At 63.1% G+C, this 14,313-nt stretch carries 12 protein-coding genes; 3 read left to right on the top strand and 9 right to left on the bottom strand.

What is annotated here, in order from left to right; genetic code table 11:
- Positions 1–4: 4 nt before the first annotated feature.
- The 4 genes from mraY to BUA38_RS20445 form a co-directional block, all read right to left on the bottom strand.
- The gene (gene mraY / locus BUA38_RS20460) at positions 5–1,108 is read right to left on the bottom strand and encodes a phospho-N-acetylmuramoyl-pentapeptide-transferase (RefSeq protein ID WP_072820655.1); all 1,104 of its coding nucleotides are present in this window, start codon (positions 1,106–1,108) and stop codon (positions 5–7) included.
- Positions 1,109–1,383: 275 nt separating this feature from the next.
- Positions 1,384–2,823, bottom strand: coding sequence for a UDP-N-acetylmuramoylalanyl-D-glutamyl-2,6-diaminopimelate--D-alanyl-D-alanine ligase (locus tag BUA38_RS20455; RefSeq protein ID WP_072820653.1), 1,440 nt, complete (start codon positions 2,821–2,823; stop codon positions 1,384–1,386).
- Positions 2,820–4,286: a UDP-N-acetylmuramoyl-L-alanyl-D-glutamate--2,6-diaminopimelate ligase gene (locus BUA38_RS20450; protein WP_072820650.1), complete on the bottom strand. Its 1,467-nt coding sequence runs from the start codon at positions 4,284–4,286 to the stop codon at positions 2,820–2,822. Before BUA38_RS20450 ends, BUA38_RS20455 begins: the two co-directional genes overlap by 4 nt.
- Positions 4,287–4,350: 64 nt before the next feature.
- Positions 4,351–4,539 (bottom strand): hypothetical protein, encoded by a 189-nt coding sequence (locus BUA38_RS20445; RefSeq protein ID WP_072820648.1) that lies wholly within the window; start codon positions 4,537–4,539, stop codon positions 4,351–4,353.
- 365 nt (positions 4,540–4,904) lie between these two features.
- Here BUA38_RS20445 and BUA38_RS20440 point away from each other — a divergent pair, with 365 nt between their 5' ends.
- Positions 4,905–5,873, top strand: a complete 969-nt coding sequence (locus BUA38_RS20440) for a helix-turn-helix transcriptional regulator (protein ID WP_172806059.1) — start codon at positions 4,905–4,907, stop codon at positions 5,871–5,873.
- Between the two features lie 78 nt (positions 5,874–5,951).
- Here BUA38_RS20440 and BUA38_RS20435 read toward each other — a convergent pair whose 3' ends face one another.
- Genes BUA38_RS20435 through rsmH form a run of 3 tightly spaced genes read right to left on the bottom strand, consistent with a single transcriptional unit; the run spans position 5,952 to position 9,088 of the window.
- Positions 5,952–7,694, bottom strand: a complete 1,743-nt coding sequence (locus tag BUA38_RS20435) for a peptidoglycan D,D-transpeptidase FtsI family protein (protein ID WP_072820643.1) — start codon at positions 7,692–7,694, stop codon at positions 5,952–5,954.
- On the bottom strand, positions 7,691–8,083 hold the full coding sequence (ftsL, locus tag BUA38_RS20430) for a cell division protein FtsL (RefSeq protein ID WP_072820642.1): 393 nt from the start codon (positions 8,081–8,083) through the stop codon (positions 7,691–7,693). The genes BUA38_RS20435 and ftsL overlap by 4 nt, the downstream gene beginning before the upstream one ends.
- Positions 8,084–8,086: 3 nt before the next feature.
- The gene (gene rsmH, locus BUA38_RS20425) at positions 8,087–9,088 is read right to left on the bottom strand and encodes a 16S rRNA (cytosine(1402)-N(4))-methyltransferase RsmH (RefSeq protein ID WP_072820640.1); all 1,002 of its coding nucleotides are present in this window, start codon (positions 9,086–9,088) and stop codon (positions 8,087–8,089) included.
- A 672-nt stretch (positions 9,089–9,760) separates the two neighbouring features.
- Between rsmH and BUA38_RS20420 the strand changes: the two genes are divergently transcribed.
- Together BUA38_RS20420 and BUA38_RS20415 are read left to right on the top strand one after the other, a co-directional pair.
- A complete protein-coding gene (locus BUA38_RS20420) occupies positions 9,761–10,543 on the top strand; it encodes an N-acetylmuramoyl-L-alanine amidase (protein WP_072826273.1) in 783 nt (260 codons plus the stop codon).
- Positions 10,544–10,822: 279 nt separating this feature from the next.
- Positions 10,823–12,499 carry a carbamoyltransferase family protein gene (locus BUA38_RS20415; RefSeq protein ID WP_072820638.1) on the top strand — a complete coding sequence of 559 codons (1,677 nt, stop codon included), beginning with the start codon at positions 10,823–10,825 and terminating at the stop codon, positions 12,497–12,499.
- Between the two features lie 44 nt (positions 12,500–12,543).
- Here BUA38_RS20415 and BUA38_RS20410 read toward each other — a convergent pair whose 3' ends face one another.
- Positions 12,544–13,782 carry an RNA polymerase sigma factor gene (locus BUA38_RS20410; RefSeq protein WP_072820636.1) on the bottom strand — a complete coding sequence of 413 codons (1,239 nt, stop codon included), beginning with the start codon at positions 13,780–13,782 and terminating at the stop codon, positions 12,544–12,546.
- Positions 13,783–13,792: 10 nt separating this feature from the next.
- Complete coding sequence (locus BUA38_RS20405) at positions 13,793–14,176, bottom strand: YciI family protein (RefSeq protein ID WP_072820634.1); 384 nt, start codon at positions 14,174–14,176, stop codon at positions 13,793–13,795.
- Positions 14,177–14,313 lie beyond the last annotated feature (137 nt).

Here is a 14,313-nt window from a genome sequence, read left to right as displayed (position 1 = left end):
GTGATCACCGCAGCTTTAGTGTTGAGAGGCCGACGAGCGCCAGCATCACCGAGATGATCCAGAACCGGATCACGATCTGCGGCTCGGTCCAGCCCAATTGTTCGAAATGGTGATGGATCGGCGCCATCTTGAAGATGCGCTTGCCGGTGAGCTTGAACGACGTCACCTGCACGATCACCGAGACCGCTTCCAGCACGAACAGCCCCCCGATCACCGCGAGCACGATCTCGTGCTTCACCGCAACCGCGATCGAGCCGAGCATGCCGCCAAGCGCGAGCGAACCGGTGTCGCCCATGAAGATCGAGGCCGGCGGCGCGTTGAACCAGAGGAAGCCGAGGCCTGCGCCGAGCACCGCGCCGCAGATCACCGCGAGTTCGCCGGTGCCGGGCACGTAATTGATCTGAAGGTAGTCCGAGAACACCGCGTTGCCGGTGAGATAGGAGATCATGCCGAAGCTCGCGGCCGCGATCATCACCGGCACGATCGCAAGCCCGTCGAGCCCGTCGGTCAGGTTCACCGCATTGCCGGCGCCGACAATGATGAACGCACCGAACACCGCGAAGAACCAGCCGAGATTCAGCGCCACATCCTTGAAGAAGGGAATCACCAGCGAGGTCGAGAACGGTTCGCGTCCGAGCCGCACCAGCGCATAACAGGCGACCAGCGCAATGATCGTCTCGAGCAGCAGGCGGATGCGGCCGGCAAAGCCGCTATGGCTCTGCTTGGTGACCTTCAGGTAGTCGTCATAGAAGCCTATGAAGCCGAAGCCGAGCGTGACTGCGAGCACGATCCAGACATAAGGGTTGACCGGATTGGCCCAGAGCACGGTCGAGACCACGAGCCCCGACAGGATCATCAGCCCGCCCATGGTGGGCGTGCCCTTTTTGACGAGATGGGACTGCGGGCCGTCGGTGCGGATCGGCTGGCCTTTGCCCTGGCGGAGCCGCAAATGGTCGATGATCCAGGGCCCGAACAGAAAGACGAACAGCGCACCCGTCACCATCGCGCCGCCAGTGCGAAACGTGATGTAGCGAAACACGTTCAGAAGACTGTGCAGGAAGGCAAACGCCGGAACCGTGTTGGACAGTTCGATCAACCAGTAAAACATCTAGTGCCCACTTTCCGAAGTTCGTGATCCATCGCAGCGCCCACCTTCGCGAACTTCGGAAAGCCAATGGGCACTAGCAAACTCATTGATTCTAGTACCGCTTAATCGATCTGAAGTCCCTGATCGGGTTCGCCGCTTGCGCTGTAGGGACTTCAGATCGGCGGTACTAGTGGTCCGATTCTTGGTATCCCTGCTCAGCAGGCACTTTTACAAATGTTGGAATCAAAGGACCACTGGCAAATATCGAATTTTGGTTGGATTTGACATTCGCCAGCCTATACCGCGGCCTCGTCGAACGCCGCTTTGCCGGGAAAGCGCCTTTCGAGCGCGGCAACAATGGTCTTCGTCTTCGATCCGTTCGAGCCTTTGACCATCAGGACGTCGCCGGCCCGAACCGCAGCCAGAACCTGCGCTTCGAGGCCAGCCGCGCTATCGGCATAGCCGCCCCGTTTGCCGGTGGAAAGACTGTCCCAGAGGTTACGCATTAACGGGCCACAACAAAACACCAGGTCGATATGATCGGCCTTGATGGCGTCATTCAGGCCGGCATGCAATTTCGCGCTGGCCGGACCCAATTCGAGCATATCGCCCAAGACCGCGATCCGCCGGCCTTGCGGGCCGACCTTGGCGCGGCCAAGGACGCTGAGTGCCGCCGCCATCGACGCCGGGTTGGCGTTATAGCTCTCGTCGATCAGGGTGACTTCGCCACCGGGCACTTCGAGGATCTGGCGGACGCCCCGGCCGGCCGGCGGCACCAATTGCGACAACGACAGCGAGGCCAGTGCGAGGTCGGCGCCCGCCAGCGAGGCCGCCGACAGCACCGCCAGCGAATTCATCGCCATGTGACGGCCGGGCATGCCGAGCTTGTAGGTCACTTCATGCCCGAGAATTTCGGCATGCACCGCCGAGCAGGTCGCATGCAGCGACACATCGATCAGGCGGGCTTCGCACTTCTTGTCGGCGCCGAACGACACGATGCGCGCGATGCCGCAAGCCCTGGCGCGGCGGGAAAGCCGCGCGAATTGCGAATTGTCGCGGTTGAGCACCGCGGCCCCGCCGGGCTCGACGCCTTCGAAGATTTCCGCCTTGGCATCGGCAATCGCCTCGATGCCGGAGAAGAACTCCAGATGCACCGGCTCCACGGTCGTGATGATCGCCACGTGCGGCCGCACCATCTTGACGAGCGGGGCGATTTCACCGGCGTGATTCATCCCGATCTCGAACACGGCGAACCGCGCACCCGCCGGGCAGCGCGCCAGCGACAGCGGCACGCCCCAGTGATTGTTGAACGACGCGGCGGAGGCATGCGTCTGTCCCTGGCTTGCGAGCACGTGCAACAGCGCTTCCTTGGTCGAGGTCTTGCCGACCGAACCCGTGACCGCGATCACCTGCCCGTCGAAGCGAGCACGCGAGGCGCGTCCGAGATCGACCAATGCCGCCAGCACGTCGTCAACCACGAGCAGCGGCGCGTCGGATGCAAATTTGTCGGCTTGCGCTTTTTCCACGACCGCAAGGCCAGCGCCGGCTTTGAGCGCGGCATCGACAAAGTGGTGCCCGTCATGCACCGCGCCACGAATCGCAAAATACGCTTCGCCCGGGGCCAACGTGCGGCTGTCGATGGAAATGCCTGATATGGCGTCCGGCAACGCGCCGCTGGTCCCGGCACTCATGGCTGAGGCCATCGCCCCGGATGTCCATAGCGGCGTCGCGCTCATGCTACCGCCTCCGCCAAAGCGGATGCCACCGCATCGTGGTCGCTGAACGGCAGCACGCGATCGCCGATGATCTGTCCGGTCTCGTGGCCCTTGCCCGCGATCAGGAGCACATCGCCTTTGGCAAGACCGGCAATGGCCTTGCCGATCGCCTCGGTGCGATCGCCGATTTCCGTTGCGCCCTTGGCCGCGGCGATGATCGCCGCGCGGATCGCCGCCGGATTTTCACTGCGCGGATTGTCGTCGGTGATGATCACCTCGTCGGCATTCTCGGCCGCAATCGCGCCCATCAGGGGACGCTTGCCGGCGTCACGGTCGCCGCCCGCGCCGAACACGACAACGAGCTTTCGTTGCGTATAGGGCCGCAGGGCCTGCAGAGCTTTCGTCAGCGCGTCCGGCTTGTGCGCGTAGTCGACGAAGATCGGCGCGCCGTTGAATTCGCCGACCCGCTCCAGACGGCCTTTCGCACCTTCGAGCGTTTCGAGTGCCGCGAAAACCTGCGCGGGATCGCTGCCGGTGCCGATCGCGAGCCCCGCCGCGACGACGGCATTCTCGATCTGAAATTCGCCGACCAGCGGCAGATGAATCGAAGTACGGCGGCCGCGATGTTCCAGCTCGATCCGTTGCGCAAAACCGTCGATCGCACTGGCCGCGACACGAATGCCCTCGCCCGCGCCGTCGCCGTTGCGGCCGACCGTCATCGTCACGAGCTTGCGTTGCCGCGCCGCCTCGATCACTTCAGGCGAGCAGTCGTGATCCGCCGAAATCACAGCGGCGCCGCCGTCGACCACGAGATCCCCGAACAGCCGAAGTTTCGCCGCAAGGTAATGCGCGACATCCGGATGGTAATCCATGTGGTCGCGCGAAAGATTGGTGAAGCCGCCGGCATTCACGCGCACGCCATCGAGCCTGAGTTGATCGAGCCCGTGCGAGGAAGCCTCGAACGCCAGGTGGGTGACGCCGTCGCGCGTGATTTCGTCGAGCTGCCGGTGCAGTGCGACCGGATCCGGCGTCGTCAGCGAGCCATAAACCGTGCGCTTCGGTGAGACGAGACCGATGGTGCCGATGCTGGCGGCCTGAAAGCCAAGACGCTGCCAGATCTGGCGCGTGAAAGCGGCCACCGAAGTCTTGCCGCTTGTGCCGGTGACGGCCGCGATGGTTGCGGGTTGCCTGGGAAAGAATCTCGCGGAGGCCTGTGCCAGTTCGCGCCGCGGATTTGCTATCCTCACAAACGGCACGCGACATCCACCGACCGGAGGATGATTTCCGGCAACCGCCACCGCACCGGCCGCAACGGCAGCCTCGACGAAGCGCACGCCGTCGGTTTTGGCGCCAGCGAGTGCAAAGAACAGATCGCCCGGCTTCACGGCGCGGCTGTCGACCGCAAGCCCCGAAATCTCAATTGCGGCCGCCTCGGGCTGTATCGCGGGGCGAGCGTCTTCGCTGAAAAGATCCAGCAACTTCATCGTGTTCCAGTTCGGTCGACGCCCTTCGGGCCGTTACCGAATCCATACGGGCACGGTACGAGGATTACCGGGTTGTCTTCGCTGCCGCAAGAATAAGGCGGTCGGACGGCGGCGGGTCGAAACGGGGCTCCACGCCCGGGAGCGGCGCAATGCGCGAAATCAGGTTGCCGGCGGTAGGCACCGCGTTCCAGCCCGAGGTGATGAAGCCATAGGTTTCCTTCAGCGGCTGTAGCGCGGCGCGATCGAAGCGCATTGTCTACTGAATGAACTCTCGTCATGACCCAAATGGGCCACGACACAGATCAAACCGATTACATCTCTGAATGAACGATGCCTGACCGGTCGACGGAGCTATCGTTCGCCTATTAAATAGGCCACATGCAGGCCTCTTGCTTCCAAAAATGGGATTGAAAACAGACCGGAGTTCAAAAACTATGGCGCTGCCGGTTGAGGCGCAAATCTTACCACCGTGGTACCTGGCGACGCCGAGTGGGAAGTGTCGATATCGAAAGACTGAATAAGGCCACCGGGCGCCTTGGGGAAGCCGTCATCGATCCCGGTAGGTGGCCTCTCCTCATGGAGGAAATATGTAGCGCTTTGTCTACGAAGGGAGCCGCTTTGCTTCAAAGCGATGTCAGAACTCCCGAGATCCCAAGAACGCCTTCGGTTGACGATTTTATCAAGAGCTATTTCAAAAATAATCTCCACATCGTCGACGTCCGGGCGAGCCGCGGTGTGCCCTTGCTACTGACCGGCCGATCGATCATCACGGACCAGAACCTTTTCGCGACCGAGCGAGAGATGATGCACGACCCGCTCTACGCACATGCCGCAAACTGGAAATTGCGATGGTGGGCAGGAGTTGGCTTCTTCGCAGGGACCTCTCTCTGGGCGCTTGCTTTGCAAAGGACTTCGCAAGAAGGGCCTTTCCAGGCTTCTGAAATGCAAGCACTTGCATTTTTACCAACCCGCCTAACCGAGACAGCAACCTTGTCCAAGGCGGTTGGTCGTCAAACGCTCCTTGCTGCCACCAATGCTCTTGATCTCGTTCAGAAACCGGCGATTGCCCTCAGTCGACAAGGTCTCGTGCTGGAATTTAACTCGGCTGCCTCCAGGATCTTTAACGACGAGATTCGCGTGAGCAACAAGCGCCTCGTCTTCCGAGACCGCGAAGCCAACCGGGCGCTCGGTGCGTTTATTGACCGGTCCCGATCGACAAGCGACGCCGCTGCGCTTTCCGTTCTCCCCATTGTTGTGAGAAGAGAGAATTCCGCACCGGTAGTCATGCAGATTATGCCGGTCGACGGAGCAGCACGCAGTCCGTTCCTCGGCGCACGCGCCCTTTTGATTCTTAACGACCTTGGGTCGGCGCGAAACGCCGATCCCAGGCTTCTGCGTCAGATTTTCGATTTGACAGTTGCGGAAGCACGGCTTGCCCCATTGATCGCAGCAGGCGCCTCTCCGGAAAAAGCTGCCGAGATGCTTGGCATCGCGCGCGAAACCGCACGAAAACAGCTGAAGTCTATATTTGCAAAAACCGATACGCACCGGCAGAGCGAGCTCGCTTCGCTTTTGTCGCGGCTGTGATGCGGTTAAATGGGCGGATGGATAAAAGATTACTTTGCGGCGGCGTAACTGCGGCGATGTTCGCCGTCTGCTACGGTCTCAGGGCGTCTTCGATGCCGCAAGAATAAGGCGGTCGGACGGCGGCAGGTCGAAGCGAGGCTCGACGCCCAGGAGGGGCGCAATGCGCGAAATCACGTTGCCGGCGGTCGGCACCGCGTTCCAGCCCGAGGTGATGAAGCCGTGGGTTTCCTTCAGCGGCTGCGGTTCGTCCAGCATGATCAGGAGCTGATAGCGCGGCTTGTCGACCGGCAGGATCGCGGTAAAGGCGGTCAGCACGCGCTTCTTGGCGTAGCGGCCGTTGATGACTTTCTCGGCCGTGCCGGTCTTGCCGCCGATATAGTAGCCCTTGACGTCGGCCTTGCGCGCGGTGCCGATCTCGGCATTGAGCCGCATCAGGAACCGCATCTTCTCCGACGTCTCCGGCCTGATCACCCGCTTGGCGACTTCCATCGCCTCTTCCTCGGTGCGCTTGCGGAAGGTCGGCGGGATGAGATAGCCGCCGTTGACGAGCGCGCTGACGCCCATCACCGCCTGCAACGGCGCGACCGCCATGCCGTGGCCGAAGGCGATGGTGATGGTGTTCAGTTCGCTCCAGCGCCGCGGCACGATCGGCGAAGCGCTCTCCGGCAATTCGGTGCGCAGCCGGTCGAGCTGGCCCATCTTGCGCAGGAACGCCTTGTGGGCTTCGACGCCTTGCGACAACGCGATGCGCGCCGCACCGACGTTGGAGGAGAAGGTGAAGACCTCCTTCATGTTGAGGAAGCGGCCCTTCGGCTCGTCGTCGTGGATCGCGAATTTTCCAAAGTGCAGCGGGCCGCGCGCATCCCACTGCGAATCGAGATTGTACTTGCCGGTGTCGAGCGCCATCGCCAGCGTAAACGCCTTGAACGTCGAGCCCATCTCGTAGACGCCGGTGGTCAGGCGATTGATACGGTCGGGATCGTGCGCTTCCTTCGGATTGTTCGGATCGAAATCCGGCACCGAGACCATCGCGACCACTTCGCCGGTCCTGACATTGGTGACGAGGCCGGACGCCGCCTTGGCGTGGAATTTTTCCTTGGCCTTGAGCAGTTCATCGCGCAGCGCATGCTCGACCCGCAGGTCGACCGACAACTGGATTGGAAGCTGATTGTCATCGGTCGCAAATCCCGCCTGGTGGAGGTCGGTCAGATGACTGTCATCGAGCCACTTCTCCATCCCGGCGATGCCCTGATTGTCGATGTTGACGAGGCCGATCAGGTGCGCGACCTCGTTGCCGGTCGGATAGACGCGCTTGTTCTCGCGCAGGAAGCCGATGCCGGGAATGCCGAGGCGGTGGATTTCCTGCTGCTGTTGCGGCGTGATTTCGCGCTTGAGCCAGACAAATCCCTTGCGCCCCGCCAGACGCTCGCGCACTTCGCCAGTGTCGAGATCGGGCAGCGTCGCCGTCAGGAGTTCGATCGCCTCGTCCTTGTCGATGATGCGGCGCGGCTCGCCGAACAGGCTTGGCGCCTTGACGTCGGTGGCAAGGATTTCGCCGTTGCGGTCGACGATGTCGGGCCGGGCGGTCGCCAGGCGCTCCCGTGCAGCGATACGATGCGCACTCTGGTTGAACGCGCCGGTCGCAAACATCACGAGCCGGCCGCCGATCACGGCATAGACCGCGACAAAGGCCAGCATCACGAAGCCGACGCGGGCGCGCGCCTTCGCGGCGCGATCGACATTGCGCCCGTACAGCAGGCTGCGGACCAGCCGTTGCCGCCACGGCTCCCGCTGGTGAACGGCAGGCAAGCGACCGGTCATCGGCTACCCTCTTGTCGCGGGATCGAGCCCGTTGTCACTGGGGCGTCGACACGGGCCTCGATGGTTTCGAGCATTGAACCGATCGGGTCGGGATCGCCGGGCTTGACGAGGCTTGGCGGACGATCCGGCAGGTTCTTCAGGGAATCGTATTGATTGGCATTGAGCGGCTTGAGCGGCAAATGACGCTCGGCGAGCCCTTGCAGCCGCAGTGGTGAATCGAGCTTGGCCCATTCCGCGCGCAACACCGCGATCGCGTCGCGCTCCTCACGAATTTGCGCGCGCAGCCGCAGCACCCGCTCGGTGCGTTCGGTCGATTCCATCTTGATCCGGTAGACGTAGGCCGCGGCAAACACCAGGGCACCGATCACGAGAAGATGGATGAGGCGCATGCGTCAGCCTCCCCTCATCACGGTGGCAATCGTCGGCCATCCCGGCAGGTCGCCGGCCGAATGGGCGGCGGCGTCGGTGCGCGCGGCGGCGCGGAGCTTGGCAGAACGCGCACGCGGATTGGCCGCGACTTCGTCGTCATCGGCCACGACCGGCCGCTTGGTGAGAATGGCAAAGCTCGGCCGACGCAGCGACGTCTCCGGCTGGTGCCGCGAGCCGCCGCTTGTCCTGGCGCGTTCATTGAAGAAGTTCTTGACGATGCGGTCTTCCAGCGAATGAAACGACACCACGACCAGCCGGCCGCCGGGCTTGAGCACGCGCTCGGCGGCGATCAGCGCCAGATGCAATTCGTCGAGTTCCTGGTTGACGAAGATCCGCAAACCCTGAAACGTCCGCGTCGCCGGGTGAATGTCGCCGGGCTTTGCGCGCACCACCTTGGCCACGAGATCGGCAAGCGCGCGCGTCGAGGTGATCGGCGCCTCCTTGCGCGCGGCGACGATCGCCCGCGCCACCGCGCGCGAGTGACGCTCCTCACCGAAGATATAGATGATGTTGGCGAGATCGGCCTCGGAGGCTTTTGCGATCACATCCGCCGCGGTCGGGCCGTCCTGTCCCATCCGCATGTCGAGCGGACCATCAGCGCGAAACGAAAAGCCGCGCGCGGCCTGGTCGAGCTGCATCGACGATACGCCGATATCCATCACGACGCCGTCGACCGACGCCGCGCCTTGCGCGGCGCAGACCTCTGCCAGATTGGAGAACCGGTCCTCGACCAGCGTGAGGCGGCCTTGCGAACGCTCGACGAGGTCGAAGCCGCCGGCAATCGCGGTGCGGTCGCGGTCGATGCCGATGACGCGCGCCAACGGTGTGTTGAGGATCGCCCGGCTGTAGCCGCCGGCGCCGAAGGTCGCATCGACATAGATTCCGCCCTCGCGCGGCGCGAGCCACTCGAGCACCTTGCGGCCGAGCACGGGAATGTGGGGCAGGCGGCCGGCCGGCTCGGTCATGCCGGCTCTCCCGGCCAACACCGGAGCCGAACAGGGAACTCGGAGGCTCGGTCGTCCATAACGCCTCGACAATAAGCTTTTGACCCGCCCTTGCGATGTCACCAGCGGACGGAAAGGCCGAATCTGCGCCCCGACGAGCCCTGTTCCCAGCCAGCTTTGAGCCTTCGCCGCAACGCGCGGCGCCTTCTCCTGCGAAGCTGGGATTCGAAAGGGCACGTCAAACCTATGCTTCCAGCCCCCTCCACCGCCCGGAGGTTCCCGACCTGGCCCAAGGCGCGCGCCCTCTGGCGTCGACCTCATGCGACGGCGCCAGCCGGACCGAAACCGGGCACAGCTCTTCACGACTTAGTAACGACAGGTAGCGTTAAGAAAGCGTTGACGGCTCCTCCGGCTGGTTGATCACCGGTCACCGCTCCTCCGGCCGGGTTATCCACCGACATGACGGCCGAAGTGATGCGTTCCGCACACAGTTGGGCAAAATGCTGGTAACGGAACGGCCATGAGATTGCGCGCGGGCCCGGGTCGGAGAATAGTGGTGGCATATATTTTGAAAATATACCGTTGCCGCCGTACTGCCCGCTTTTGAGTATTGATATGTCGCTCGGTTCGTTCGCATCTCCTGTTCCTGATTCGAAGCGGCGCGCCACCCCGCTGCCCCGGCCTATCGCGAATATGCAGACCTTCAATCCCGATTCCTCGATCGCCTCCGACGTCATCCCGTCGGCCAATTTCGGCGAGCGGAACAAGGGCCGAATCGCCGACATGATCCTGCTGCACTACACGGGCATGCCCGACGTGCAGGGCGCGATTGCCCAGCTTTGCACCGCGGGCACCGACGTGTCGGCGCACTACATCGTTCTGGAAGACGGCCGCATCATTCAGTGTGTCCCCGAATCCAAGCGCGCCTGGCATGCCGGCGTCGCGACCTGGGCCGGCGAGGACGACATCAACTCCTGTTCGATCGGCGTCGAGATCGTCAATCGCGGGCACGACTGGGGTTATCCGGAATATCCATTGCGCCAGATCGCAGCCGTCATCGCGCTGTGCCGCGGCATCATGCTTCGCCGCAACGTGCCCTCGCACCGGGTGCTGGCGCATTCCGATGTGGCGCCCACGCGCAAGAAGGATCCGGGCGAAAAATTTCCGTGGCATTCGATGGCGAATTCCGGCGTCGGCCACTGGGTTCAGCCGGCGCCGATCGTACGCAGCGAAGGGCTCAAGATCGGCAGGATCAGCGACGCCGTTCGCGATCTGCAACTGGCGCTCGCCCGCTACGGCTATGGCGTTCCGGTGACCGGGAAATACGACACCACCACGATGGAAGTGGTCACCGCTTTCCAGCGTCATTTCCGCCCTGCCCGCGTCGACGGCGTCGCCGATCATTCGACGCTGGTCACGCTGCAAACGCTGCTGGCCAGCCTGCCGGCGGAAGCGATCGCGGCCGCGACAACTTAACGCCTGCTTTCAGCCGCCAGCCGCCGTTGACTCCCGTTATTTCGACACGGGAGAATGGGGGACGGCATCCGATCGTGGGCCGGGCTCGTCCATTCTGACAACCGCGTTCAGCATCGGTTCAGCACGGCAAGGCGATCCAAGACCTCGGAAATTGAACCGGAGGCATGGCCCTGATTACAAAGGGATAGACCCCATGCGGGTCATCAGACCAGCCGGGCGGCTGTTGCCTTGCGTTGAGGCGACCGCCGCCCGCTGACGTGTCAGGAACGGGAGGAGTAAGTGGCAAACGTCCTTGGGATTAACTGCGTGTACCACGAGTCGGCGGCGGCGCTATTGGTCGACGGCAAGCTGGTGGCCGCCGTCGAGGAAGAGCGGTTCAATCGCATCAAGCACGGCAAGGAGGCGAGCTTCGATAACCCGCACCAGCTGCCTGAGCGTTCGATCCGCTACTGCCTGAAAGCCGCCGGGCTCACCGCAAAGGACATCGATTACGTCGGATACTCCTTCGACCCGAAGCGCCGCCGGAAGTCATATCAGCCTCAGTGGTGGGATCCGAAGTTTGAGGAAACCTTCCGCCTGCGGATCGGTCAGGTCCCTGCGGCGGTCGACGAACTGCTCGGACGTACGCTCGGCAAGCGACTGCATTTCGTGTCGCATCATCTGGCGCATGCTGCGTCGGCCTACTTCCCTTCGACGTTTGACCATGCGGCCGTTCTCACCATTGACGGCATCGGCGAGACCGCGGGCGCCTCGCTGGCGAAGGCCGCCGGCACGAATATCAAGGAAATCGAGGTTTTCGACTATCCGCACTCCATGGGCTTTTTGTGGGAGGTGTTCTCCGGCTATCTCGGCTTCTCGCACTACGACGCGTCCAAGACCATGGGACTTGCCGCTTACGGCAATCCCGCGGTCTACCGCGAAAAGTTTCAATCGATCCTTCGCTCCGAGAAGGAGAATTTCGGCGTCGCCCAAGGCCTGCTCGGCATGACGCCGGAAAGCCACGACAGGATCGTGGCCTTGTTCGGTCCGCCACGCTATGAGGATGATCCGTTCGAGCCAAGACACGGCGATATCGCAGCCGCGCTTCAGGAGGCGACCGATGCGGCGGTCATGGCGCTGGTACGGCGTATCAAACGCCTGGTGCCGTCAGACAATCTGTGCCTCTCCGGCGGCGTCGGGCTGAATTGCGTAGCCAACGAAGTCATCCAGAAGTCCGGCGCGTTCGCCAACCTCTTCATTCCTTCCGCGCCGCACGATGGAGGCACGGCGATCGGCGCCGCCTTTGCCGTGCATGTCGACACGCAGAAGAAGCTGCCGCAGCGCGGCCATTCCACGCCGTATCTCGGCCCGTCCTTCAACAAGCGCGAAATTGCGGCGGCGATCAAGGCGTCCGGCCTCAGCGCGCGGCGCAGCAAGTCGCCGGCGCGCGACGCTGCCAAACTGATCGCCGACGGCAAGATCGTCGCCTGGTTTCAGGGACGGATGGAGTTTGGCCCGCGCGCGCTCGGCAACCGCTCGCTGCTGGCCGATCCGCGCCGGCCGGAGATGCGCGACATTCTCAACCAGAAGGTCAAGCACCGCGAAGACTTCCGCCCCTTTGCGCCGAGCGTGCTCGCCGAACATGCCGACGACTGGTTTGACGTCGGACCGCGTTCGGCAAGCCACGAGTTCATGCTGTTCACACCACGCGTCAACGCCGACAAGCTCAACCGCATCCCCGCGGTCGTGCACAAGGACGGCACGGCGCGCGTACAGCTTGTGAGCCGCAAGCTTAATCCGCGCTATCACGAGCTGATCTCGTCTTTCCACGAACTGACCGGCGTGCCCATCGTCGTCAATACTTCGTTCAACGACAGCGAGCCGATCGTCTGCACGCCGACCGACGCGATCGTCACCTTCCGCAAATCCGGCATCGACGCGCTCGTCATCGACGACATGATCCTGGTGACCAAATGATCGTGGTGGCCAAATGGTCCTGAAGAACTGATCCGGTTTCGCTCTTAAACGTCGATCTCCGCCAATCGCCTTGCGTAAAGCCGCCGCAACGGCTCGAGCTGCGTGGCGGCCGTTGCCGCCAGATAAGCCTCGCGCGCCGCTTCACGCCGGCCGAGCCGGCGCAACAGGTCGGCGCGCACCGCCGGCAGTAATTCGTAGCCATCCAGACTCCCGCGCGCCTGCAAGGCCTCGATGAGGTCGAGCGCGCGCGCCGGTCCGTCGACCATCGCCACCGCCGCGGCGCGGTTGAGCTCGATCACCGGCGAGGGGCTGATCCGCAGCAGCACCTCATAAAGTCCGGCGATCTGTTTCCAGTCGGTATCGTTGTGACTTGGCGCTTGCGCATGCAGCGCTGCGATGGCCGCCTGCACGGCATAGGGCTCCGGAAGACCTGGCAGTTGCAACGCTTCTTCGACGAGGCGCAACCCTTCATCGATCTGCGACCGGTCCCACAGCGTGCGGTCCTGCTCTTCGAGCAGAACGACATCGCCGCCTTTGGTCTCGCGGCCCGCGCGGCGCGCATCGTGCAGCAGCATCAAGGCGAGCAAGCCCTTCACCTCGCGGCGGCCCGGCATCAAGACGTCGAGCAGGCGCGCCAGCCTGATCGCTTCGCGCGCCAGATCGGGCCGCATCAGCGCTTCGCCTGATGTCGCTGCATAGCCTTCGGTGAAGACCAGATAGATCACCGCCAGCACGCCGCGCAGCCTTAACGCCAGCGCATCGCGTTCGGGCACTTCATAGGGAATGCCGGCCAGCCTGATCTTCTGCTTGGCGCGGACCAGACGCTGGCCCATCGCCTCCTCGCTGACCAGAAAGGCCCGCGCCACCTGCGAGGTGGTCAGCCCGCAGACGGTGCGCAAGGTCAGCGCGACCTGCACTTCCGCGGCGAACGACGGATGACAGCAGGTGAAGATCAGCCGCAACATGTCGTCGTCGAGGATCGCACGGTCTTCTTCCGGCAGGCCCTCGGCATTCAACAGCGTCTCATGCATCAGCTCGGCTTCTTTCTCGCGAAACGAGATTTGCCGGCGAATGCGGTCGATCGCCTTGTTGCGCGCCACGCTGACCAGCCACGCCCGCGGATTGGCAGGCGCTTCAGTCGACGACCAGCGCTCCAGCGCAGCCGCAAAGGCTTCCTGGAGCGCGTCTTCGGCGAGATCGAAATCGCCGACGAGGCGGATCAGCGTGGCGAGCGCCCGCCCCGTCTCGTCGCGAAATATTTTTTCGATCTCGGCCGGCCTCATTATTTTTGGATCATGCCCTGCCGGCTCTCGCTTGAACCAACTCCGGCGAATAGATCATGATCGGCCGGACCTCGATCGAACCATCCCTGGCGCCGGGAATTCGCGCCGCGATCGCAATCGCCGCGTCGAGGTCCTTGGCTTCGACCAGATAGTAGCCGCCGAGTTGCTCGCGGGTTTCCGCAAACGGGCCGTCGGTGGTCAGGACCTTGCCGTCGCGCACGCGCACGGTGGTCGCCGTGGTCGAGGGCTGCAATCCGTCGCCGGCCTTGAAGTGGCCGCTCTGGATAATCGACTGCGTAAACGTACCGTACTCGGCCGACATCTTCTGACGGTCGGCGTCGTTCATTTTGAAGAGTTCGGCCTCGCTTCGATAGATCATCAGCAAATACTGCATCGTTCTACTCCCTTTGGATCGGCATCATTGCCAGCCACTAGTCGGGTAAGCCCACCTCCAAACGACATCTTCACGATAATTATTTTTGGCCCCTGTTCCCCGGCGTTAACGGCTTGACGCCATCAGCCATAAACCCC

Source organism: Bradyrhizobium erythrophlei (assembly GCF_900142985.1).
Lineage (GTDB): Bacteria > Pseudomonadota > Alphaproteobacteria > Rhizobiales > Xanthobacteraceae > Bradyrhizobium > Bradyrhizobium erythrophlei_B.
Note: the sequence above shows the minus strand (reverse complement) of the source record. Positions and strands in the feature narration are given on the sequence as shown.

Excerpts from the sequence above, each read along its gene's own strand:
- mraY (WP_072820655.1), bottom strand. The coding sequence starts at position 1,108 with ATGTTTTACTGGTTGATCGAACTGTCCAACACGGTTCCGGCGTTTGCC.
- BUA38_RS20455 (WP_072820653.1), bottom strand. The coding sequence starts at position 2,823 with ATGAGCGCGACGCCGCTATGGACATCCGGGGCGATGGCCTCAGCCATG.
- BUA38_RS20450 (WP_072820650.1), bottom strand. The coding sequence starts at position 4,286 with ATGAAGTTGCTGGATCTTTTCAGCGAAGACGCTCGCCCCGCGATACAG.
- BUA38_RS20445 (WP_072820648.1), bottom strand. The coding sequence starts at position 4,539 with ATGCGCTTCGATCGCGCCGCGCTACAGCCGCTGAAGGAAACCTATGGC.
- BUA38_RS20435 (WP_072820643.1), bottom strand. The coding sequence starts at position 7,694 with ATGACCGGTCGCTTGCCTGCCGTTCACCAGCGGGAGCCGTGGCGGCAA.
- ftsL (WP_072820642.1), bottom strand. The coding sequence starts at position 8,083 with ATGCGCCTCATCCATCTTCTCGTGATCGGTGCCCTGGTGTTTGCCGCG.
- rsmH (WP_072820640.1), bottom strand. The coding sequence starts at position 9,088 with ATGACCGAGCCGGCCGGCCGCCTGCCCCACATTCCCGTGCTCGGCCGC.
- BUA38_RS20420 (WP_072826273.1), top strand. The coding sequence starts at position 9,761 with ATGCAGACCTTCAATCCCGATTCCTCGATCGCCTCCGACGTCATCCCG.
- BUA38_RS20410 (WP_072820636.1), bottom strand. The coding sequence starts at position 13,782 with ATGAGGCCGGCCGAGATCGAAAAAATATTTCGCGACGAGACGGGGCGG.
- BUA38_RS20405 (WP_072820634.1), bottom strand. The coding sequence starts at position 14,176 with ATGCAGTATTTGCTGATGATCTATCGAAGCGAGGCCGAACTCTTCAAA.